We start from the raw sequence: 23,306 nt of genomic DNA on the forward strand, positions 1-23,306 counted from the left end.
TAACACGCGATAAGTCAGAAAAAAGTAGAACAATCGACAACAAGCGTAAAGTTTTCACCCCTCATCCTACGTTTACGTCTATAAATGGTTAACAAACCACCAAACGGCAGCAAATTGAGATCAAAAGCACAATTTTTCTTGTCTTGAAAAACGCTTTATGTAACATATCTCGCCTTGATGGTAAGCGCACTTATCATCAGTTCCGATGAAGACTGCAGGAGAGTAGCCTTAGTTTATTCAAAGTATGAGTAAACAGGCTCGCCGAAGAAGTAAATCTTTCAGGTGCTAATGCTCTCTCTTATGAGAGCTGGCGAGGACTGTAGTTGGAGGAACCTCTGGAGAGAACCGTTTAATCGGTCGCCGAAGGAGCAAACCCTATTTGGGGTGAAACTCTCAGGCAAAAGGACAGAGGAGTGGAAAGTTACAATCATAAATAGGTGTGGTTTCTTCACCACTGGCCTGCTGTGATCTTTTTGTGGGATCTTTTCAGATTACTGCCCTTTCCCTCTTCTCCTTAACTGTCGTTTTATTAAGGGGAACTAATGAACAACCTGCAATCTATTCTTGAATCTATAGACAACTTTGTCTGGGGACCACCACTTTTAATTTTATTGGTCGGTACAGGCATCTATTTTACGTTTCGTCTCGGTCTTATCCAATTTCGACATTTACCTACCGCACTTAAGATGGTGTTTAGTAAAGACAAAGACACCGGTAAACAAGGCGATGTATCAAGCTTTGCCGCCTTATGTACCGCACTTTCCGCGACGATTGGAACCGGTAATATCGTTGGCGTAGCGACAGCGATTAAGCTCGGTGGGCCGGGCGCGCTATTTTGGATGTGGTTAGCCGCGCTGTTTGGTATGGCGACCAAATACGCTGAATGTTTACTGGCAGTAAAGTATCGTCAAGTGGATGACAAAGGCCAAATGGTTGGTGGCCCGATGTATTACCTGCAATATGGCGTGGGCTCGCGAACTTTGGCGGTTTTATTCGCCCTATTTGCCATCGGCGTCGCTTGTTTCGGCATTGGTACATTCCCACAAGTCAACGCGATTTTAGATGCTACTGAAATCTCTTTTGGTGTGTCACGCGAAATATCAGCAGTGGTTCTAACGCTGTTAGTCGCATTTGTCACGGTCGGTGGTATTCAATCAATTGCTAAAGTGGCTGGGAAAGTGGTACCTGCCATGGCCCTTTTTTACATCCTTGCGTGTTTGAGTGTGATCATCAGCAACAGCGATCAATTACTCACGGCCATCAGTTTAGTTATTACTTCTGCCTTCACTTCCACAGCCGCTACTGGTGGTTTCTTAGGAGCGAGCATCATGCTAGCGATTCAATCAGGGATTGCGCGCGGTGTATTTTCTAATGAATCTGGTCTTGGCAGCGCGCCAATGGCCGCGGCGGCAGCGAAAACTGACTCTTGCGTAAAACAAGGGTTGATTTCAATGACTGGTACTTTCTTTGATACCATCATTATTTGCACCATGACCGGGCTTGCGCTGATCTTAACTGGCGCATGGCAAAGTGATTTTTCTGGTGCCGCTATGACAACCTATGCATTTGCCGTGGGCTTAAATGCGCAAACCTTGGGCCCGATGATGGTCTCCATTGGTTTGATGTTTTTTGCTTTTACGACGATTTTAGGCTGGAACTATTACGGTGAGCGCTGCGTGGTGTTTTTGTTTGGCACCAAAGCAGTAATGCCTTATAAGCTGATTTTTATCGGTTTGGTGGCATCAGGTGCATTCTTGCACCTTGATATGATTTGGATTATTGCTGATATCGTTAACGGTTTAATGGCTATCCCTAATCTGATCGGATTAATCGCATTACGTCATATTGTGCTTGAAGAGACCAAGCTATTTTTTGAAAAACAGTCAGCGCCTTTGGCGCGTAATCCTCAAACTCAATACTGAGTAACCACATTGCAGGTAGGCATTAAATCGCCTACCTGCGGTTTGAAGCCTGTCTTTTCCGCTTTTTAATCTGTTTATCCAAACAAGAATACGATAAGTTTAAAACAGCTAAAATGATTATCGAGGTAGGAACACCGTATCCCAAGGCTAATCCTTCCAGAAACAACAAAAAACACACTAAGATAACTGCACAAATAACCAATATATTCAAATTACCCTCAACACGTGATGTCTCGTAATCCATGCAAGGTTTTATATCGTAAATTTAAAGCAGTAACTTCAAAAAAATGTCATTCTAGCTTTGTTCAGAAAACTCCTACAACTAATTGATTAAATTATCTTTTCTCAAGCATTAATTTTAGACCCAGAGCAACTAGAACCACGCCTGTTGTCCCTTCCATCCATTTCATAAATGACGCATTTTTGAGTAAGTTTTTTGCAAAGCTCAATGCGCCCGCTAAACCGCACTGCCAACACATAGCGATAACAAAATGAATAGCAGCCATCAAAAGCGATTGCAACAACGGAGAATATTCTGGGTTAATAAATTGCGGCAAAAATGCGAGATAAAATACTGCCGTTTTAGGGTTCAACACATTGGAAAGAAAGCCTTCACGCAATGACCGCTTCAGCGTAAATTCACTGTGTGAAATGGCCGTAACCTGCATACCTTGGCTATTTTTCAGCAACGCTTTTAAGCTAGATAGTCCCAGCCAAATTAAATACGCCGCACCAATCATTTTAACCACATGAAACAGCTCGGCCGATTGTGCCAAAATCGCCGAAATACCGACGGCGGAAAAGGTCGCATGCACAAATAACCCCATGCAAATACCCAAACTTGTTATGCTGCCGTCAGTGAACCCAGCTCGTGATGTGTTACGAATCACCAGTGCCGTATCTAGCCCTGGAGTTAGCGTTAATATAGTAATTGCGATCAGAAAGGCTTCAACGTTTTGGATATACATACCCGTCCTTGTATAAAAGAAATGTCATCGTTTGCCTTTTTATACCTGAGCTCTTTTATAAAGTCTTTAACAGTTTTCACTGGATAAGAAAATAATGAAATACTCACAGCCTTGTCGGTTTGGGTCACGCTCTTTCACCTTGATTGACTTGGATAGCCTTGGTTAGACACTTAATGGTTGCTACACTTACTTCTCTTTTACGTCACGGAAGGCTAATTCCATGGATGCATTCAATCAATTAGTTCAACATTCTAAGAAAATTTCACATTTCAATCATTTAGCGGCTATTTGTGGCTGGGATCAAGCCGCAGTAATGCCTGCTGGCGGCGCTCAAGCTCGCTCGGAAGCGATGGCGCACTTGTCCGTTCATATTCATAGTTTACATACTCAACCTCAATTGGCTGAATGGTTTGATAAAGCACAAAATGAGCCATTGGACGATGAGCAAAAAGCAACTCTGCGTGAACTCAAACGCCACTGGCAGCAGGCAAACGTACTACCTGAAGCTTTGGTGCAAGCGAAATCTCTTGCTGGTTCAAAGTGTGAACATGCTTGGCGTACCCAACGCAAAAACAATGATTGGGTCGGTTTTGAGAAAAACTGGGCTGAGGTGGTCACACTCTCACAGCAAGAAGCGCAGATCCGCGCTGATGCTACAGGTTTAACGCCTTATGATGCGATGCTCGATCTTTACGAACCGGGTACAACAACTCAATCATTGGACGCTGTTTTCAGCGATGTTAAAACTTGGCTGCCAACATTAATCGATCAAGTCATAGAGAAGCAACGCGCCGAAGAGATAATCATACCGACTGGCCATTACCCTGCTGAAAAGCAAAAGGCGCTAGGCTTAGAAGTCATGAAACTGCTTCAGTTTGATTTTGAACACGGTCGCCTTGATGAAAGCGTTCACCCTTTTTGCGGCGGTGTTCCAACCGATGTTCGGATCACCACTCGTTATAATGAGTCGGAGTTTATTCAGTCTCTAATGGGCATTGTCCATGAAACGGGCCACGCACGTTATGAGCAAGGCTTGCCTAAACATCTTGCTGGTACACCAGCAGGAGAAGCGCGTTCGATGGGTATTCATGAATCTCAATCGCTCTTCTTTGAAATGCAGATGGGGCGCAGTGAACCCTTTATTGAGCACTTAGCCACCCTAGCCGCCCGCTATTTTTCAGGTAGTGAAGATAAAGTATTTGCACAAGCGAATTTCCAGAAGATCTACACTCGCGCTGAAAAAGGCTTTATTCGTGTCGATGCCGACGAGCTCACTTATCCAGCGCATGTCATTTTACGTTATGAAATTGAACGTGATTTGATCAATGGTCATATCAAACATACCGATGTGCCTGAGCTATGGGATCACAAAATGCAGGCTTACCTCGGCCTTTCTACCCAAGGAAATGACCAAAACGGCTGTATGCAAGACATCCACTGGACAGATGGAAGCTTTGGCTACTTCCCTAGTTACACGCTGGGTGCTATGTATGCGGCCCAGTTTATGGCAGCAATGAAGAAAACGGTGGATGTTGATGCCGCCATTCGCAGTGGCAATTTATCACCAATATTTACTTGGCTTGCCGATAATATTTGGCGAAAAGGTAGCCTATTAACAACCGATGAATTAGTGAAACAAGCAACTGGGGATGTGCTTAACGCTCAATATTTCCAAGACCACCTAAAGAATAGATACCTTTAGCGCCAAACTTAAAAAGCAGCTTAAATCGCTGCTTTTTTTACACTTAGTTAACGCTCAATAACACGCAGGAATTCATGATGAACTTTTCATCAATGCATCTTTACGCAAGCGCCATACTGTCAGTAACATCGCCAGTAATGCTAGTACGCTCATGCCAATATAAACCAAGCTAAAACCTTGTGATAATACCTGAGTGGAAACGCCGGCCTGCTCGGCACCGTGTTCAGCAACCATGACTTCGCTCGGCACTCTCAGGTAAAAGAGCGCGGAACAGAACGCAACACCGAGTGCACCGCCGAGTTCTCGTCCAAAATTAAACAGTGACATGCCAATGCCGCGATCACGTGCGGGTAAGACACTTTGTACAACAACGCCTAAGGCCGGTAAGGTTAAACCAATACCTATACCCGCAAAACCCAATGCAAATTTCACCCACATATCGTAATGAACTTGCCACAATGCAGCCATAGCCAAAGCAAAACCGACGATCACTAACATCTTATAACGGCCAAACTTCGCGATGAGCTTCCCACCCACATAAGCGCCAGAGGTAATACAGACCATGAAGATCACCATAATCGCACCACTTTCTGACGGAGTGAGTCCTTTTTGCCACTGAAACTGCAGCGGCAAATAAACCAAAAGCGCAAACATCAGCATTTGCGATCCCATAATAAGAACAATCGCGGTCAGATAATTCGGAAGACGTGCTAAACGCGCCGGTAAAATAGGATCACTCACTCTGCGTTCAACAACCACCAAAGCAACTAAACACGCCAGTAATGCAAACGCACCCCAGCCAGTAGGGATAAATGAATGTGAAGAAAGTAATAACAGCAGCAAAGTCGTCGCACTCATGAGTAACGCTGCTCCCACCCAATCAAAGCGACTATCTCTGCGTTTATTGAGATGCTTCAAATAGCGGTTAACCATGTAAAGTGCCACCAACCCTAACGGTAAATTAATACCGAATACCCACCGCCAACTGAGGTAGTCAGCAAAATAGCCGCCAAGCAGTGGCCCTGCAATACTGGACACCGCATAAACCGCTGAAATATAACCTTGGTACTTGCCCACTTCGCGCGCAGGAATTGAATCGGCGATAACGGTAAATGCCAGAGCTATTAAGCCTCCACCGCCAATCCCTTGAATCACACGAGCACCAATTAAACTGGGTAGATCAAAAGCAAAGGTACACAGCGCGGAACCCAACATAAAGATCACGATACTGACATTTAGCATCCGAACTCGTCCAAACAAGTCGCTCAGTTTACCGTAGACGGGCAATACAGCGGTCGATGCTAATAGATAAGCAGTAATCACCCATGTTAATGCTTGTCCTGCCGAGAGATCTTGCCCAATAAGAGCCAATGGTGTGGTAACGATGCTTTTTTCAAGCGAGCCTAAAGCGATGACTAAAGCAACGCTGGCAAAAATAATTTTCGGATTAGCCGAATAAGTTGAATCGGTAGGCATGTGCCCCTCATATGAACTTGATTAGAATGCGCGACCGACACGATAACGTAATAGTGCACATCCTAAAATAGGATAGAATGGGATGGCTTATTGCATAAATGGGATTAATGATGAAACTTGATGATTTATCACTCTTTTTAACGGTAGTGAAATGTGGCAATTTTACGCTGGCAGCAAAACAAAAAGCCTTGTCCACCAGCACGTTGAGCCGCAGAATTCAGCAGTTGGAGCAAGACATTGGCAGCATTCTACTGATCAGAAACAGTAAAGAAGTGGTACTAACGAAAGAAGGCGAGCATTTGTTTGAAACCTATGCCAACCTATTTAGCCAAATAGAAGATAAACAAGCACAAGCTTTAAAAGCCAAACAAGAGTTTAGAGGCGAGATCGTCATTAACGCGCCAATCCTACCCATTCGGCATCAGCTAAGTCCATTAGCACTGGAATTTTGTCAGCAACATCCTAAAGTCAACATTCGTATTCAAGTCGGTGCAGGGCTGGATTATCATACCCAGCACGACCTTGATATAGCGCTACGTTTTGGTCCACAACCGCAATCCGATTGGGTTGCGCGCAAACTAGCTAATAACCCTTCCGTGTTGTGCACAAGTCCTGACTACTCGGCTTCTTTGCTGCTAAAACATCCAGAGCAATTACTTTCTCTGCCACTACTCACTTTAAATACCAAACAAGCGTGGATATTTGAACATCAGCAAAGCAAAGAACGTTTTCAATTTATCCCTCAGGCACGTATTAGCTCTGAGGAAATTGATACGATTTTGCAAGCCACATTCATGAATATGGGTATTGCAAGGTTACCTAAAGGATTAATTGATAAGGAGTTAGAGGAGAAACGATTAGTGCCATTATTGCCTAATTGGCAGATTGAAGGAGCGGATGTTTATTTGCTGCACCCTCAGAGACGTTTTCTTCCTGAGCGAACTCAGGCATTTATTGACTACATCATCAATCACTGGTCACGCTTTGCTTTCAGTTACTGGCGTACTTGAGAATGTACACCACACCATACTGCTCAAATAAAAAACCACTTCTTGCTACTAACGAGCAAGAAGTGGTTGAAAGCGATTGAGTGACTAGATTAAAGAAAGTGGAAGGTCGCGTTGAATGAAACCGTACCAATATCGTCATCGCCCAAAGTGTAATTCATGTAACTTGCACCAACTGAAATTGGCCCCATCAGGAAGTATTCAGCGCCTACACCGTACATGATGTCAAAACCATCATCTATTTTATTGCTGTTTAATTTTTTATCCCAAGAATGCAAACCACCCTTGGCATACACATGCAGAGGGCCAAAATCAATGCTTGGCTTTACCGCAAAATAAACAGAAGAGGCCGCGATTTCATTCGTGGCAGTGACTTCAAATTTGCCATGGTCGGTGTAACCCGCTTCGAGGCCAATCAGAGGAAGAATACCAGTACCGGCATGAATGTTGTACGAAGTACCGCTTTTACCATTCAAATCCGATTGGCCTACTGATGCGCCGCCATAAATCCAAGAGTCAGCAAACGCCATTGAAGATGTACTGATCAGCGCCAGTGCGATTAAAGTCTTTTTCATGATGAACCTTCTTTATTTAATTTGGCAGTGGCCTCAAAACGGCGACCGATTGCCACATAGCGTCAAATTATAGTGAACTGTTGGTTAGATGCAAATCTTATACCTAACAAGCATCAATCGCATTTTTTATACGTTTATCTGAAACTGGATAAGGAGTGCCAAGTTGCTGAGCAAATAAACTCACGCGAAGCTCTTCAATCATCCAACGGATCTCTTTAACATTTTCAGGTACTTCTGCACCGCGAGGTATCTTGTTTAGTAGCGCTTTGTAATCATTGGTTACCGCTTCAATTTTCAACATGTGCAAACGATCCTTATTTGGATCAATGGGTAACTTCTCCATCCGACGTTCAATCGCGCGCATGTAACGCAGAATATCCGGCAAACGCTTCCAGCCGCATTCGGTGGCAAAGCCTTTAAAGATCAAACCTTCGATCTGCGCTTTGATATCCGATAAGGCAAAGGCCATCGTAAAATCGATTTTCCCTTTCAGCTTTTTATTAATGTTGAATGCCGTGGTAAGAATCGTCTCCACTTGTTGAGCGATATCGACCACAGTATCGCCCAATTCAGCGCGCACAAACTCTTTCAGTGCCTCAAACTGCTCCGGCTCCCACACTAAACCGCCTTGCTGCTCAATTAACTTATCAATCCCACAAGCAATACAGTCATCAATCAGGTCTAGTACTTTGCCATACGGGTTAAAGTAGAGCCCCAATTTTGACTTGTTCGGTAAATTGGTGTGCAGATATTTAATCGGCGAAGGAACGTTCAGCAAAATCAGACGCCTTTGCCCTGCTTTCATTGCATTGAGTTGTTCTTGCTCGGTCTCAAAAAGCTTAATTTCAACACTCTCTTTACTATCCACTAACGCTGGATAGGCTTTAACCTCGAAACCGCCGCGCTTCTGTTGGTACACTTTCGGTAATTCACCAAAGCTCCACGTATGCAGACCTTGCTGTTCAATATCATCGTCTGCCACTTGAGAGAGTGTTTCTTGTACTTTCTCTTTCAAACTCTCTTTCAGCTGATATAAATCTTTATGCTCGTTGAGTTTGCGATTTTTATGATCCACCGCGCGAAAAGTGATTTTTAAATGATCCGGAACTTGCTCTAACTTCCAATCTTCACGCTTCACCTCGACGCCCGTCATGCGTCTTAACTCTTTTTCCATCGCATCCAATAAAGGCAATTCCATCGGTGTGACACGAGCTAAAAACGCATCCGCATAGTTAGGTGCCGGTACAAAGTTTTTGCGCAGTGTTTTAGGCAACGACTTGATGAGGCTGACAACCAATTCATGACGTAACCCAGGGATCTGCCAATCAAACCCTGTCGGTTCAATTTGATTGAGGATCGGCAGTGGCAAATGCACCGTGACACCGTCACTATCCACGCCAGGTTCAAATTGGTAGCTGAGCTTCAGTTTAATACCGTTTTGGTGCCAAAAGTTGGGATAATCTAAATCAGTGATGTGGCTAGCATCACCTTTAAATAGCATCTCTTTTTCAAAGTTGAGTAGATCTGGAGTGGCTTTGCTGGCTTTTCGCCACCACGCATCAAAATGACGCCCAGAGACCACATCCGTTGCGACTCGCTGATCATAGAACTCGAAAAGCTGTTCATCATCAATCAAAATATCGCGGCGGCGAGACTTATGCTCAAGCTCCTCGACTTCAAGTAATAAGCGACGGTTTTGCTTGAAAAACGCATGTTTGGTTTCCCAATCACCTTCAACTAATGCGCTGCGAATGAAAATCTCACGACATAGTGGCTCGTCAATGGTGCTGTAGTTAATCAAACGTTTAGGCACAATAGGAATGCCATATAACATCACTTTTTCATAGGCCATGACGGCGGCTTGTTTTTTTGACCAATGCGGTTCGCTGTAGCTACGCTTGATCAAATGCTGCGCCAGCGGTTCAACCCATTCAGGCTGGATTTTAGCTGCAATACGCCCCCACAGTTTAGAGGTTTCCACCAATTCAGCGACCATCACCCACTTGGGTTGCTTTTTAAACAGGCCAGAAGCGGGAAAGATATTAAAGCGGGCGTTACGAGCCCCTTGGTATTCATTTTTCTCTTGGTCTTTGATACCGATGTGCGACAGTAAACCAACTAAAATTGCACTGTGGATATTTTGGTAATTGCCCGGTTCGTCGTTCAATTTGTAATCCATTTCACGCATCGATTGGTGAATTTGGAAGTAGACATCCTGCCATTCGCGTACCCGCAAATAATTGAGGTAATCTTGTTTGCACTGCTTACGAAATTGGCTGCTGCTTAACGCTTTTTGCTCAGTTTGAATGTGGTTCCACAAATTCACTAGGCTCAGGAAATCGGACTCTTCATCAAAAAATCGGCGATGTTTCTCATCTGAGGCTTGTTGTTTATCTGATGGACGTTCACGTGGGTCTTGAATCGAAAGTGCAGCGGCAATCACCATCAGCTCTTTTACGCAGCCAAGCTTTGGCGCTTCGAGCACCATACGCGCCAAACGGGGATCAATCGGCAAGCGTGCTAATTTGCGCCCCATATCCGTCAACTGCTTTTTGCTGTCGTGACCATTTTTATTGGTATCAGGAACAATCGCACCAAGCTCTTCAAGCAAACGCACACCATCTTGAATGTTGCGTTTATCCGGCGCTTCCACAAATGGGAATGCTTCAATATCACCCAGCCCAAGTGCGGTCATTTGTAAAATAACCGAGGCTAAGTTGGTACGCAGTATTTCCGGATCGGTAAATTCTGGGCGTGAAAGAAAATCCTCTTCGGAATAGAGGCGTATGCAAATCCCTTCTTCAACACGGCCACAACGTCCTTTACGCTGATTTGCACTCGCTTGAGAAATTGGTTCAATCGGCAAACGTTGGACTTTGGTGCGGTAGCTATAACGGCTGATACGTGCCGTACCAGGGTCGATGACATATTTGATACCCGGAACGGTAAGGGATGTTTCTGCCACGTTGGTGGCTAAAACAATGCGCCGCCCTATATGGGGCTGAAAGATTTTATTCTGCTCACCGGCGGATAATCGTGCATAAAGCGGCACAATTTCAGTATCACGTAAGTTACGTTTACTGAGCGCATCGGCCGTATCACGAATTTCTCGTTCACCATTCATGAAGATCAGAATATCGCCAAGCCCTTCAGCACAGAGTTCATCGACGGCTTCAAAAATACCTTCAAGTTGATCGCGGTCTGCGTCCTCTTCACCAAACAGTGGTCGATAACGCGTATCGACCGGATAAGTACGACCCGACACTTCAATGATAGGCGCACCACTAAAATGGTTAGAGAAGCGTTCAGGATCGATGGTGGCCGAAGTAATGATGACTTTGAGATCCGGACGACGCGGCAGCAGTTCTTTCAAATAACCTAAGATAAAATCGATATTTAAGCTGCGCTCATGCGCTTCATCGATAATGATGGTATCGTACTGATTGAGAAAACGATCATGCTGGATTTCGGCCAACAATATCCCGTCAGTCATCAATTTGATCTGAGTCTGCTCGGAAATTTGATCGTTAAAACGAACTTTATAGCCAACAAAGCCACCCAGTTCTGTTTCCATCTCTTGCGCTATTCGGCTCGCGACCGAACGCGCAGCAAGGCGACGTGGTTGCGTATGGCCGATCAGGCCATATTTACCGCGCCCAAGTTCTGCGCAAATTTTGGGTAACTGAGTCGTTTTGCCTGACCCTGTTTCACCTGCCACAATTACCACTTGGTTTTCAGCAATCGCTTTGGCGATATCATCGCGTTTTTGGCTTACGGGCAATAAATCAGGGTAGTCGATGGTAACGCGGCTGTTGAGACGCTGCTGCGCCACCATCATTGACTGAGCAATATCGAGCGCAATTTGATCAAAAACGGCATGTTTGGCTTGCTCATTTTTTATTTTGCTCGCACCAGAGATGCGTTTACTCAGACGAAAACGATCACGCATCATGCATTCTTTCAATGCATTGCGCAGAGATGCCGCACTGTTGCTGCTAGCGTTCATTGACTTGTGTTGATTGGGCTGTGACGAGGTCAAAGCATTTCCTATTCATTTCATTACATAAAACTGAGCGGATTGTAGCATAATCAACGCGCCTGCAATCAGTTATCCTTTCACAAACGGCGAGCATTTATTCGCTTCCTCCTCGATTCCGGTATGTTTTGCCATCGTTCGTATGATTAAGCGATTTAAAATTGGGCAATCGGATCAGGATTTCTTATGTTTATAAGAAAATCGCCGCTACAATAGCGACATGATTACTGAAACGATAAAACTGTGAAAGCATCTGAACTGAAACACATACTCGATTCACTACCCGATAACACCGATCCAGAATTGGTGATGGGTGAGGCTTGGTTGCCTGAACGTCTTATTGACACACAATTGGACGGCCATTTTCTGTTTCTGGAGTTTGATAATGCGCCCGAGGAAGGTGAAGGAGAGGAAGAAGGTCGCGGTTTTGTTGAACATGAGATTGCCATGATACGGCGACGCTTTGAAGAAATTTTGCTAGAAAAAGCGGACAATAAATCCAAAGCCGACGCCATGTTAGCGCTTTTCCTGATGGGGCATGAATACTCAAGTTCAGAAGTCATTGAAATACTAGAAGACCCTAGCGTTCCTCAAGATCCGAATGATTTTTATCACGAGAACGATGAAGATGAATCCCTTGATATTTAGAATCTCACTTTATTCTGACTTGTGTTTTGCTCAATACGCCACTATTTAAACAATAATGATTCGAAATTTTCAGTAGGTTTTTTTATGTTTAATGCCATTACATCGCTATTCAAGCAACTCTTGGACGGAGAAGATTTAGGCCAGCGTTCCAACACTAACCCCAACCTAGCGATTGCTTGTTTGCTCAGAGAAGTGGCAGGAGCCGATCATCAAATTGACACACGAGAAAATGACGCTAAGTTTCAATTAGTTAAACGACTATTAGCGTTAGATGATACAGAAACCACAGAACTGCTCATTCGGGCAGAACAAAGCGTCAAACAGTCAGCTTCATTGTATGATTTCACTTCACAATTACGCGAGCTCTCGCAAGATACGCGATATGAACTTATCAAGGCGATGTGGCAAGTGGCGCACGCGGACGGTGAGATAGACCCACTCGAAGAGGCGGTGATCCGCAAAGCGGCAGAATTATTGTATGTCGACCACAGTGAATTTATCCGCGCTAAACTTTCCGCTCAAAAATAGAGCGGATTACAACATCGTTAACGCCAATTTCGCAAGGTTGTAGGCATCAACATAAGCGGAGTGCTGTCGCCCTTCCCACTCAATACCTTGCGCTTCTTGTGCGGCGCGGTGACCAATACGTTTTTCTTTCATTCTCTGCTGAATACGGTAGAGCGTTGCTAGGTTGATGAACTCGCTAAAAGGCATAACGATCCCCTTCTGCTCACACTCTTTAGCTAAAATTTGATCATCACGCCCCCACGAAACATAAATCTTGTTTGGGCCGCCAAAATTCTTGACCATTGATTGAACGACACCTGCAAGTGGTCGCCCCTGTTTTTCAATTTTACGCGGAGTTATCCCGGTTAACTCACTACAAAACAGCGAAATTTCGTCTTGCTCTGGCCTGACATAATATTGAGCGCGCTTCACAATCATGCCCAACTGCACATCAATTTCAGCTAAACCCACTTCAATGATTTCACCCGTTGTCCCAACCCCATTTTCATTCCAGCAGCACATTTCTAAATCGAAGCAGACAACTCGGTTATAGTTCATTGTTCAGGCGTATCCTTTAGATATAAGTAGTCAAAGAACGTTATCTTACTCGACTCCTCTCAAAAACTCGACTCTCGCCCTTTCGTTCGGACAGTTATTGGGCGATTGAAACTCGGTTGCGACCATTTTCTTTGCTTTCGTATAACTTGCTGTCTGCCAAATGTAATAAAGACTCTTGATCATAAGTATGATTGATCGCCGCCCCAATACTGAGCGTGCAATACAGCACCTCATCCATGAACTCATATCCGGTTGATTCAACAGCCGCTCGTAATGTTTCTAAATAACACTGCAAAGGTTGAAGTTCTGACAATTCACAAATAATGCAAAATTCGTCCCCACCTAACCGAGCTAAAACATCATTATTTCCCATATGACGTGAAATAACCGTTGCGATATGTATTAGCATCTCATCGCCTGCAATGTGGCTATGGTTGTCATTAATCAGTTTAAAATCATCGACATCAAACATTACCAACGAAAAAGCTTTTTTCTGTAAGACGTTCTCTTGCAGTAAACGTCCGAATGCACGTCGGTTATACAACCCAGTCAAACTATCGTGGTCCGCTAAAAAGCGCAGTTCTTCAGTACGTTCTTCTAGCATCTCGCTAAGATGAAGTTTTTCTCTCATCAACAAATAGACAACATAACCTAACAAGATCGAAATAATTAAACCACCGACGCTGAGCGCTACTAAAATCCACTGTATGTTGCTCGCTATTGGTTCTGAGAACTTAAAATCAATTTTCCAATCACGGTTAGGCAGAGATAAGCGTTTCTCTATTTCTATGCCTTTGATTGAATCCCAATCTGGGCTTTGGAATAGAATCGGATCATCTTCGGCATCAAATCCGAGATCGGTTACTTTCATATACAATCGATGATCGGATGCCGTGCGGCTCACCAATCCATCAAAATAAGTAGAGAGTCGAATAACACCCACTACCACACCAATCATTTCCTGTTTGTTGTAGTTAAAAACGGGATGATATACTAATAATCCATCCTTTTTGTGGTGTGCTTCTATGCCATCTTGCAATAGGCGGACCTTATCGGATATAGCAGGTAGCCCCGTACTCTCAATATGTGCAGCAATTCTTTGAAAGCGAGGGCGTAGCGAATAGAAGCCGAGCAATTCAAGGTTACTTTTGGTCTGAGGATAAATATCACTCAGAACATAAACGGGTTGTTCATTATCTTCAGAAAATCCAATCACCTTTTGACCCGCTTTAGGTACTGTAAATAACTCAAATTGAGGCAAACGATCCCTCATTAATGTTACAAATTCGTCAGCATCATCTTTCGTTACTTTCGCTAACCATTGCAAACCGATAAGGCTGTAGGATGTTGACATAACACCATGAGCAAAAACGTCAAATCCTTGTACATTACCCCCCTCGGTAGCATGCAAAAAATTGGCAGCCGAACCAATAAAACTGACATCATTTCCAACCAACGTGTCTAATATGCTTGCTTGATGTTCAGCGTGGCTATCAAACAACATGACAATATGATTCTTTTGATTAATGTAGAGTAATGAGATGACTGACGCTGTCATCATTAAGGTAATAATTGAAATACATAAAGGGTAGATCACCTTTTTGTCGCTCTCTAACATAACAGCCTCTCCGTGGCTCAGGACTCAGGACTCAGGACTCAGGACTCAAATTACTCTTATAAAAGTAGGTAAATCAATAGCCAGTCACCAATTTATTAACCAATTAATCTTAAAGTTGAACCAAAATAGAGAATTAATGATTGATACTGCTCAAAACGCAAGCAATCACTTTAGCTTAAACGTGATGATGCGGACTTTCTATCCTGTATTCGCCTTGAATATGGTAAGCTGCGCCCCTATTTTTAAGTCTATTCACCGTAGGCTCACGAGAATTCCCACGCCTACTTCATTGTGTAAAGAGAATTGTGATGAACTTCGATTTAAATATGATCCCTACCACCTTTGATATGCTGCATGCTGGGCTCAGTGCATCAAGCTTTTTGCTACTTCTCATTGTGGTATCACGCAAATCAAAAGTCGTTGAGAAAGTTGTTGAAAAACCTGTCGAGAAAATTGTCGAAGTCGAAAAGCCGGTTGAAACGATTGTTGAAGTCGAAAAAATCGTAGCAGTAGAAAAAGTGGTTGAGCGCGTAGTTGAAGTCGAATCTAAATTAGCGACAGCGCCAACCGATTCCGCCCTACAACTTTTATCGTTAATGCAGCAAGAAGCTCGTCTGATTGACTTCTTAAATGAAGATGTCACCGCCTTTTCGGATGAAGAAGTCGGAGCCGCGGCGCGCGTGATCCACGCAGGTGGTAAAAAAGTTCTGCAAGATTACATTCAGCTCACGCCCATTCGCGGCGAAGATGAAGAAAGCCGAATTACCATTGAAGCTGGTTTCAACCCGCAAGAAGTTCGCTTAACGGGTAATGTGACGGGTTCAGCACCCTTTAATGGCACCTTAGTCCATAAAGGTTGGAAAGCAACGGCTATCACTTTGCCTAAATTGGCTGAACAGTATGATGCTTCAATCATCGCACCTGCCGAGGTTGAATTGTAATGGAACAGACAGCGCCAAAATTTAGTATTGGTATTGACTTAGGCACAACACATTGCGTGCTCTCTTATGTTGATACACAGGATGAAAACGCTCGCGTTTCAGTAATGAGCATCCCTCAACTTACCGCGCCCGGTACGGTTGAAAGCCGTCATCAATTAGGCTCGTTTTTATACCAGCCTCATGAACATGAGATGAGCCCTGCCGCACGCGTTTTGCCTTGGTCGGCCGAGCCAAAAGCTTTAGTCGGTGCCATTGCGCGCAACCTTGGCAGTAAGACACCGATTCGTTTAGTCGCCAGTGCCAAATCATGGCTATGTCATGGTGGCATCAATCGACGTGATGCATTTTTACCCGTGGGTAGCAGCGATGAAGTGGAAAAGATCTCGCCATTAAAAGCCACTGAGTGCTATCTAGAGCATTTAAAAAGCGCTTGGGATCACGCTCACGCTGACTTCCCCTTAGCTACACAAGATGTCACGTTAACAGTACCCGCTTCATTTGATCCAGCCGCCCGAGATTTAACCGCTGAAGCAGCACGCAACGTTGGTTTTGAGCAATTAACGCTGCTTGAAGAGCCACAAGCGGCTTTATACAGTTGGATAGATAATAGCCACGATGCGTGGCGCGATGAAGTCAAAGTGGGTGACATTGTTCTGGTGGTTGATATTGGTGGGGGAACCACTGATTTATCCTTAGTGGAAGTGACTGAAGACGCTGGTAACTTAACGCTCAATCGGATTGCGGTTGGTGAGCACATCTTACTCGGCGGCGACAACATGGACCTTGCCCTTGCTTACCGTTTAAAAATGAAATTGGCGCAAGAAGGTAAAGAATTAGCCCCTTGGCAAGTACAAGCGATGACGCACGCTTGCCGAGATGCCAAAGAGGCGCTTCTTAATGACAGTGCCCTACATTCCGTACCGATTGTGGTACCAAGTCGCGGTTCAAAACTGCTCGGTACAACGCTTAAAACCGAATTGACTCAACAAGAAGTGCAACAAACCTTGGTCGATGGTTTTTTGCCACAAGTGAATATCACTGATCATCCCGTACAAAAAGCACGTGGCGCATTAACGCAAATGGGCCTTCCCTACGCGCAAGACGCTGGAGTTACCCGCCATATCGCCGCGTTCTTGGCAAAACAAGCCCATGCAATGGGTGGCGACATATCCGCTCTGAATGATAATCCATTTGCTGGCATGCCCGGTATGGGCGAAGCTCCGGAGATGGATTTTATCAAACCGACCGCCATCTTACTAAACGGTGGCGTGTTAAAATCCGATTTATTAGCAAACCGTCTTCTCAGCACGATTAATGCTTGGTTGAGCACTGTGGGAGCACCACAGATGAAGCGCTTAACAGGCTTAGACCTTGATTTAGCCGTCGCATGTGGCGCAGCGTATTACGGCGCAGTTCGTCGTGGACAAGGTGTGCGTATTCGCGGTGGCATTGCCTCGAGTTATTACGTCGGTATTGAAAGTGCTATGCCTGCCATTCCGGGGATCACACCGCCGATGGAAGCCTTGTGCGTCGCTCCATTTGGCATGGAAGAAGGAAGTAGTGTCCGCGTACCAAGCCAAGAGTTTGGATTGGTCATTGGTGAGCCTGTACATTTTCAATTCTTTGGTTCAACAATACGCCGCGATGACGAAGCTGGCATGCACTTAGATTATTGGGCTCCAGAAGAACTTGTAGAGCTGCCCGAGATCCACGTCACCTTGCCTGTTTCTGAAGGACGTCGACAAGGCGAAGTCGTTCCGGTTCACTTAGCCTCAACGATCACAGAACTCGGGACACTTCACTTAGAAGCCATTGCGACCGACAACGGCCAAACATGGCACGTTGAGTTCGATGTGCGTGAAGATCCTCAAGTCACTCAATAATCCCCACACGGCATCTTCGGATGCCGTTTTTGAAATTCAGGAGCCTCCATGTCTTCTCCTCGCTTTCTCGTCGGTATCGATTTAGGCACCACCAATACTGTGGTGGCATTTTGTGAAATCACCGAATCGTTAGAAGACTCACCCGTGCATCTTTTTGAGGTCGACCAATTGATTGGCCCCGGTGAAGTGGTTCGAAAACCACTCCTTCCGTCATTTCGTTATCACCCAGCCGACGGGCAGATCGCACCTGATGCCCTATCGCTCCCTTGGCAAATTGAACCGGTTATGGGCGATAGCAAAGAGGTAATTATTGGCCAATGGGCAAGAGATTTAGGTGCAAAAGTAGAAGGGCGACAAGTATCCAGCGCGAAAAGTTGGCTCTCCCACCAAGGGGTTGATCGCAAGCAAGCCATCTTACCGTGGGCAGGTGCTCACGATGTGGCGAAAGTTTCCCCTGTCATTGCCAGCGCCAGTTATCTCAATCACATCCGGCAAGCATGGAACCACCGTCATCCAAGTCATCGACTTGAAGATCAAAATGTCATTATCACCGTACCGGCATCATTTGATGAAACGGCTCGTAAGCTCACCATCGAAGCTGCAACACTGGCTGGCTTAAGCTCAATTGTACTACTTGAAGAGCCACAAGCCGTTTGCTATGACTGGTACGCACGTCACCGCCATTGTGCCTCACAGCAACTACAGTCACTCCCTTTGATCTTGGTTTGTGATGTGGGCGGAGGTACGACAGACCTCAGTTTAATTGAAGCGAAACACAGCGCAGACAACCAACTCTCCCTTGACCGAATTGGCGTGGGTGATCACTTAATGCTCGGAGGTGACAACCTTGATTTAGCATTAGCTCATCTAGCGGAACAGCGCTTTGACAGTTCGAAAAAATTAACCGCCGCCAGTTTGAGCAAACTAATTCAGCAAACTCGCCAAGTAAAAGAGCAGCTCTTATCAAACCAAGCCCCAGAGCAGCTAAAAATTACGCTCCTTGGCAGTGGTTCAAAGCTATTAGGCGCAGCAAAAAGCATTTCCCTGACGAAACAAGAGGTGCATGACATTACACTGGAAGGTTTTTTCCCACTTTGCTCGGTACAAGAACGTCCAAATAAACGCCGCAGTGCAGTGGTGGAATTTGGTTTGCCCTACGCCGCCGACCCTGCCGTGAGTAAACACATTGCTGAATTTTTAGCTGAACACCAAGCCGTTTCTCGCCTTGCGCTCAAGCAAGAGTCAAACGCAACGGCCATTCCCGTTGGATTACTACTTAATGGCGGCGTATTTAATAGTGAGCTTATCACAAAGCGCATCACTCAATTATTGACCGATTGGCGAGGTTCGCCGATCACCCTGCTTGATAATCCTCACCCTGATTGGGCAGTCGCACTCGGTGCTGTTGCCTATGGTAAAGCTCGCCAAGGTGCACAGCTTAAAATCGGCGGTGGATCGGCACGCTCCTATTTTTTACACCTGCCTGAAAAAAACAGTGCCGGACATGCTCTCTGTTTCTTGGCTAAAGGCACCGAAGAAGGACAAGAGATACGCTTAACCAGCCGCCGATTTTCACTGACGTTAGGTGAACCAGTACGCTTCAACATCCTGACCTCAACCCACGATATGTTTGCTGATCGCCGCGTTCAAAATGGTCTGTTATTGGCTGTTGAACATGAGCTTTTTACGCCATTGCCTCCTTATATAACGGCGTTAAAAGGAAATGATGCTGCTCTATTGCATGCTAACCAAAAGCAACGAGTGGAAGTTCAACTGGCTTGTCAATTAACGGAAGTCGGCACGCTCAAGATTGAATGTGTCAGTGTTGAGGACGAAAAAAACCGATGGCAACTTGAGTTTGAAGTTCGCAAGCACAGTGAGTCAGACAGTGAAATCCAACGTCATCCTCGCTTGTCAGAGGCGATTTCGCTCATCACACACCTTTATAGTGGCAATAAAAAAGCCTCTGATAACCAAGCCATAAAAACGCTTGGCAAAGATTTAGATAAGCTTTTAGGGCCACGTGATGAATGGGATTTCACCACGCTGCGACCGCTCTTTGATGCATTTTCTCAAGGCCGTAAACGTCGACGTCGCTCAGAGCAACACGAGAAAAACTGGTTGCGTCTGGCTGGATTTGCCCTGCGACCAGGATTTGGCGACCCAACCGATCCTTGGCGTATGGAACAGATGTGGAATCTGTATCAACAAGGTATTCAATTCCAAAATCATCAAGGTTGGAGCGATTGGTGGGTATTTTGGCGGCGTGTTGCTGGCGGACTGAGGCAGGAGCAACAAGAAACGATTCTAGCGGATATCGCTAAATATCTTCACCCGAGCGCAATCAAAAATCCAAAATCAGCTCAAGAAGCACACGACAAAGGGTACGAAGCAATGGTGCGGCTTGCCGCCTCACTGGAACATCTAGAAGTGGAAGATAAAGTATTACTTGCCACGTGGTTTTTGAACAAAGCGATTAATCAAACTCAATGTGAACAAGCACACTGGTGGGCCGTTGGGCGGTTAGCCTCTCGAACGCTACTGTATGGTAGTCAACATTCAGTAATCCCAAGAGCGCAAGTGGAACAATGGTTACCGAAGTTGCTTGATCAAAACTGGCAAAAAGAACCGATGATTGCCTTTGCCGCGGTAATGATGTGTCGCAAGACAGGAGATCGTCTTTTTGATATTAGCGAGGATGTTCGTCAGCTCGTTTTAGCCAAGATAAAGCAAAGTAAGGTTCCAGAAACTTGGTTTACTTTGGTGAATGAAGTGCATGATCTGTCTGACACAGAATCCAAACGTGTCTTCGGTGATACTCTGCCAAGTGGGTTGATACTGCTTAAAAAATGAATCGACCTAATTTGACCACTCTCGTTGCTATGATGACGAGAGCGGTCAAAGATAACGCTGAATGTAGATTACAATTTCCTAAAAATCGCTTCACAATCCGTTTGCTGCATGTATTTTGGCGCAGGATAATTCCAAAACGCTTCACGAAAAGCTTGTTTGGCCAATTCTGGAATATGCTCTGGCATCACTCCCTGTAACTGTTTAGGGATATGCAGTGTGTGATTGAGCTCTTTTACATACCTAATGAAGGCGTCCGCTTTCATTGAATCGGTCAAATGTGGATCGGTTATTTTGAGTACGTCAGCCAGTTTAGCCAGCTTATCTTTCGCCGCCTCTTTGGAGTATTCCAATACATGTGGCAACACAACCGCATTCGCTAAGCCATGCGGGAAATGGTATTTCGCCCCAACCGCATGGGCGATGGCATGTGTATACCCTAAACTGGCTTTGGTAAAAGCAAGTCCAGCGTAATAAGAGGCCAGTGCCATGTTTTGTCTCGCCGTCAAATTTTGGCCAAAGAACGCCGCTTTTTCCAAGTTATCGTGGATCAGTTTAACCGCAGCGATGGCATAGCGATCAGTCTCTGGCGTGGCATTACGTGATATAAAGGCTTCCACTGCATGCGTGAGTGCATCCAACCCCGTTTGCGCAGTAATATGAGTAGGTAGGGCCATCATCAGCATCGGATCTAACGCTGCAATAAGTGGCACAAGTTTCGGGTCAGTAATCGGTGTTTTTTGCTGAGTTTGAGGGTCAGAAACCACCGCAATGACGGTCACTTCAGAGCCCGTACCTGCCGTGGTTGGGATCACAAACAGCGGCGCAGGTGTTTTCCATACTTTTAACAACCCCACTAAACGTTTGATCGACTTGCGGTTAGTAGCACAAGCGGCGATCACTTTTGCACAATCGATTGAAGAGCCGCCACCAATAGCGACAACGCCTTGGCACTTCTCCAATCGATACTGATGGAGGCCGGCTTCAACTTGATCATAAGTAGGATCAGGCAATACATGGTTAAACACCACACAACTGACACCAACGCGCTCAAACTCAAAGGTTAGTTTTTTTACATAACCAAGCTTTTCAATGCCTTGGTCTGTTACGACAAGCACGCGTTCAATACCCATCAAAGAAACCGAATAACAGAGTTGCTTGAGCGATTCTTTACCAATAAACAAGGTTGGCTTGGAGATGGGCAGAATCGCTGCGGCCAATTTGAGCACTTTCATGTATAGCTTATGCTGCCACTGCTGGTACTTGATCTCCATGATTGGTCTCGAGTTGTGAAGTTCTATTAACTAGACTAGGCAATACAACGAGTTATCTCTACCTAGAAAGTCAAATTTTGCAAGATAAGGCAAATAATCGCTGATCATTATTAGATTTAACGCCAACTTAAGCTCGCATTTTAATGCAAACCTTGTAAAATCCACCTCGCTCACTTTTTATACTTATAATTGAAATCATTAGCTGAGTACTCTGCACATAATTTTATGTGTCATAAAATAATCGACACGTCGTTTGGCTTTCGTCTTTGAGGTGCATTCCCTGCATTCAAATGGCATTCAAAAATTGTATTTTATTCAACCAATTACTGTAGAAGTCATGAACGAAGATAAGTTTACCAATGTCTATCGCTTGCCTGGTTCATTGCAAATTCGCATAGCCACATGGCAGCAAACCTTTAAAGGCACTTCTGATTTAGTGCTTCATCAAGTATTAACCGCTAGAAATAATCAGTATAAACAGGCTGACTTTTGGCCTAAGGGCTGGTGTGTGAATCTGTTTGATGAGAGCGATATTTCCATTACGCAGCACGGTACCTACATTCAAACCAGTATGCGAACGATGATTGATCGTAAAATCTCATATAAGCGCGTTTATCTCTCTCGGCTACCTTTAGAAAAAGCCGAGCCCGCCTTGCTTCGCTTTAAGAAAGAGTGGATCCGCAACTACAATAATGTCGCCCAAGAGTATAACAAGAGGAAAAAGAAAGAGTTTATGGCCTTTGCCAGAGAAGAGGTCGAAACACTTTATCCTGCCATCCCTAAAGAACCTTTTGATAAAGCGCTATGGAACCGTTTAGTGGTTTCGATTGTTGGTCACGCCAATAAATTCAACAATCCTTACTTTGTTAAACACGCTGATTTTTAACGTAATAAAATTTAGCATAATAAAAAAGCCAGAGTGGTTTCACTCCGGCTTTTTTGTCAGACATCGCAAATGAAAAGCACTGGCTGAATAACGTAGAATAGAAGAGCAATTAAGCGTAATTGGCATCCACTAATTCACCAGCAACGACTTTGCTTACTTCAGCACGATTTTCTAACCATTTTACAATCAACGCTTTATCTTCTTCTGTTGCTGAACGGTAGCGATCGGCTGCGCACACAAAGCCGTCAAAGATCTCTAATCCACCACCACCGAAACAAAGACCGATGCTATCCACGTAATCAATAAACTCATCAACGAAGAGATCGTATTGTTCAAAGTCTTTGATAGACGTTGTACAGCTAACTTCAAAACCGAGGATCGCAAATTCACCTAAAAATAGTTTCTTACGGATACGGCGGTTTTTTATTTTCGAGCTTGTCGATTTTCATCATATT

Annotated in this window: 16 protein-coding genes, 1 pseudogene and 1 riboswitch; of the genes and pseudogenes, 9 read left to right on the plus strand and 8 right to left on the minus strand. The window is 44.8% G+C overall.

Going from position 1 to position 23,306, the window contains the following annotated elements:
- The first annotated feature begins 325 nt into the window (after positions 1-325).
- Positions 326-419, plus strand: a riboswitch (glycine riboswitch).
- A gap of 123 nt (positions 420-542) precedes the next feature.
- A complete protein-coding gene (locus AACT18_RS01530) occupies positions 543-1,922 on the plus strand; it encodes an alanine/glycine:cation symporter family protein (RefSeq protein ID WP_094124874.1) in 1,380 nt (459 codons plus the stop codon).
- Positions 1,923-2,257: 335 nt separating this feature from the next.
- On the opposite strand, the gene AACT18_RS01535 is transcribed toward AACT18_RS01530, so the two are convergent.
- Positions 2,258-2,890, minus strand: coding sequence for a LysE family translocator (locus tag AACT18_RS01535; RefSeq protein ID WP_013856840.1), 633 nt, complete (start codon positions 2,888-2,890; stop codon positions 2,258-2,260).
- A 220-nt stretch (positions 2,891-3,110) separates the two neighbouring features.
- Between AACT18_RS01535 and AACT18_RS01540 the strand changes: the two genes are divergently transcribed.
- On the plus strand, positions 3,111-4,592 hold the full coding sequence (locus AACT18_RS01540) for a carboxypeptidase M32 (RefSeq protein WP_094125431.1): 1,482 nt from the start codon (positions 3,111-3,113) through the stop codon (positions 4,590-4,592).
- A 72-nt stretch (positions 4,593-4,664) separates the two neighbouring features.
- Here the strand turns inward: AACT18_RS01540 and AACT18_RS01545 are convergent, their stop codons facing one another.
- Positions 4,665-6,068 carry an MDR family MFS transporter gene (locus AACT18_RS01545; protein ID WP_013856812.1) on the minus strand — a complete coding sequence of 468 codons (1,404 nt, stop codon included), beginning with the start codon at positions 6,066-6,068 and terminating at the stop codon, positions 4,665-4,667.
- A 98-nt stretch (positions 6,069-6,166) separates the two neighbouring features.
- On the opposite strand from AACT18_RS01545, the gene AACT18_RS01550 reads away from it, so the two are divergent.
- Positions 6,167-7,078 carry a LysR family transcriptional regulator gene (locus AACT18_RS01550; RefSeq protein ID WP_013856811.1) on the plus strand — a complete coding sequence of 304 codons (912 nt, stop codon included), beginning with the start codon at positions 6,167-6,169 and terminating at the stop codon, positions 7,076-7,078.
- 89 nt (positions 7,079-7,167) lie between these two features.
- On the opposite strand, the gene AACT18_RS01555 is transcribed toward AACT18_RS01550, so the two are convergent.
- Positions 7,168-7,650: a porin family protein gene (locus tag AACT18_RS01555; protein WP_017044743.1), complete on the minus strand. Its 483-nt coding sequence runs from the start codon at positions 7,648-7,650 to the stop codon at positions 7,168-7,170.
- 103 nt (positions 7,651-7,753) lie between these two features.
- Positions 7,754-11,689: an ATP-dependent RNA helicase HrpA gene (gene hrpA, locus AACT18_RS01560; protein ID WP_094143062.1), complete on the minus strand. Its 3,936-nt coding sequence runs from the start codon at positions 11,687-11,689 to the stop codon at positions 7,754-7,756.
- A gap of 240 nt (positions 11,690-11,929) precedes the next feature.
- Between hrpA and AACT18_RS01565 the strand changes: the two genes are divergently transcribed.
- Complete coding sequence (locus tag AACT18_RS01565; RefSeq protein ID WP_017050533.1) at positions 11,930-12,334, plus strand: hypothetical protein; 405 nt, start codon at positions 11,930-11,932, stop codon at positions 12,332-12,334.
- Between the two features lie 84 nt (positions 12,335-12,418).
- Positions 12,419-12,862, plus strand: coding sequence for a tellurite resistance TerB family protein (locus AACT18_RS01570; RefSeq protein WP_026027231.1), 444 nt, complete (start codon positions 12,419-12,421; stop codon positions 12,860-12,862).
- Positions 12,863-12,868: 6 nt separating this feature from the next.
- Here AACT18_RS01570 and AACT18_RS01575 read toward each other — a convergent pair whose 3' ends face one another.
- On the minus strand, positions 12,869-13,399 hold the full coding sequence (locus AACT18_RS01575; protein WP_094125355.1) for a 3'-5' exonuclease: 531 nt from the start codon (positions 13,397-13,399) through the stop codon (positions 12,869-12,871).
- A 94-nt stretch (positions 13,400-13,493) separates the two neighbouring features.
- Positions 13,494-15,017 (minus strand): sensor domain-containing diguanylate cyclase, encoded by a 1,524-nt coding sequence (locus AACT18_RS01580; protein WP_088721170.1) that lies wholly within the window; start codon positions 15,015-15,017, stop codon positions 13,494-13,496.
- Between the two features lie 308 nt (positions 15,018-15,325).
- Here AACT18_RS01580 and AACT18_RS01585 point away from each other — a divergent pair, with 308 nt between their 5' ends.
- Genes AACT18_RS01585 through AACT18_RS01595 form a run of 3 tightly spaced genes read left to right on the plus strand, consistent with a single transcriptional unit; the run spans position 15,326 to position 20,694 of the window.
- A complete protein-coding gene (locus AACT18_RS01585; RefSeq protein ID WP_094125873.1) occupies positions 15,326-15,958 on the plus strand; it encodes a DUF2760 domain-containing protein in 633 nt (210 codons plus the stop codon).
- Complete coding sequence (locus tag AACT18_RS01590; RefSeq protein WP_094125872.1) at positions 15,958-17,841, plus strand: Hsp70 family protein; 1,884 nt, start codon at positions 15,958-15,960, stop codon at positions 17,839-17,841. The genes AACT18_RS01585 and AACT18_RS01590 overlap by 1 nt, the downstream gene beginning before the upstream one ends.
- A 48-nt stretch (positions 17,842-17,889) precedes the next feature.
- Positions 17,890-20,694 carry an Hsp70 family protein gene (locus AACT18_RS01595; RefSeq protein ID WP_094125871.1) on the plus strand — a complete coding sequence of 935 codons (2,805 nt, stop codon included), beginning with the start codon at positions 17,890-17,892 and terminating at the stop codon, positions 20,692-20,694.
- A gap of 68 nt (positions 20,695-20,762) precedes the next feature.
- Here AACT18_RS01595 and AACT18_RS01600 read toward each other — a convergent pair whose 3' ends face one another.
- Entirely contained in the window at positions 20,763-21,965 is a 1,203-nt protein-coding gene (locus AACT18_RS01600; protein WP_094125870.1) for an iron-containing alcohol dehydrogenase, read from the minus strand.
- 253 nt (positions 21,966-22,218) lie between these two features.
- On the opposite strand from AACT18_RS01600, the gene AACT18_RS01605 reads away from it, so the two are divergent.
- Positions 22,219-22,851, plus strand: a complete 633-nt coding sequence (locus AACT18_RS01605) for an MSHA operon transcriptional regulator (RefSeq protein ID WP_013856799.1) — start codon at positions 22,219-22,221, stop codon at positions 22,849-22,851.
- 109 nt (positions 22,852-22,960) lie between these two features.
- Here AACT18_RS01605 and AACT18_RS01610 read toward each other — a convergent pair.
- Positions 22,961-23,300 (minus strand): annotated as a pseudogene (locus AACT18_RS01610) (YggL family protein).
- Between the last annotated feature and the right edge of the window lie 6 nt (positions 23,301-23,306).

This window comes from Vibrio sp. V04_P4A5T148, assembly GCF_963875605.1.
In the GTDB taxonomy this organism is placed as follows: domain Bacteria; phylum Pseudomonadota; class Gammaproteobacteria; order Enterobacterales; family Vibrionaceae; genus Vibrio; species Vibrio anguillarum.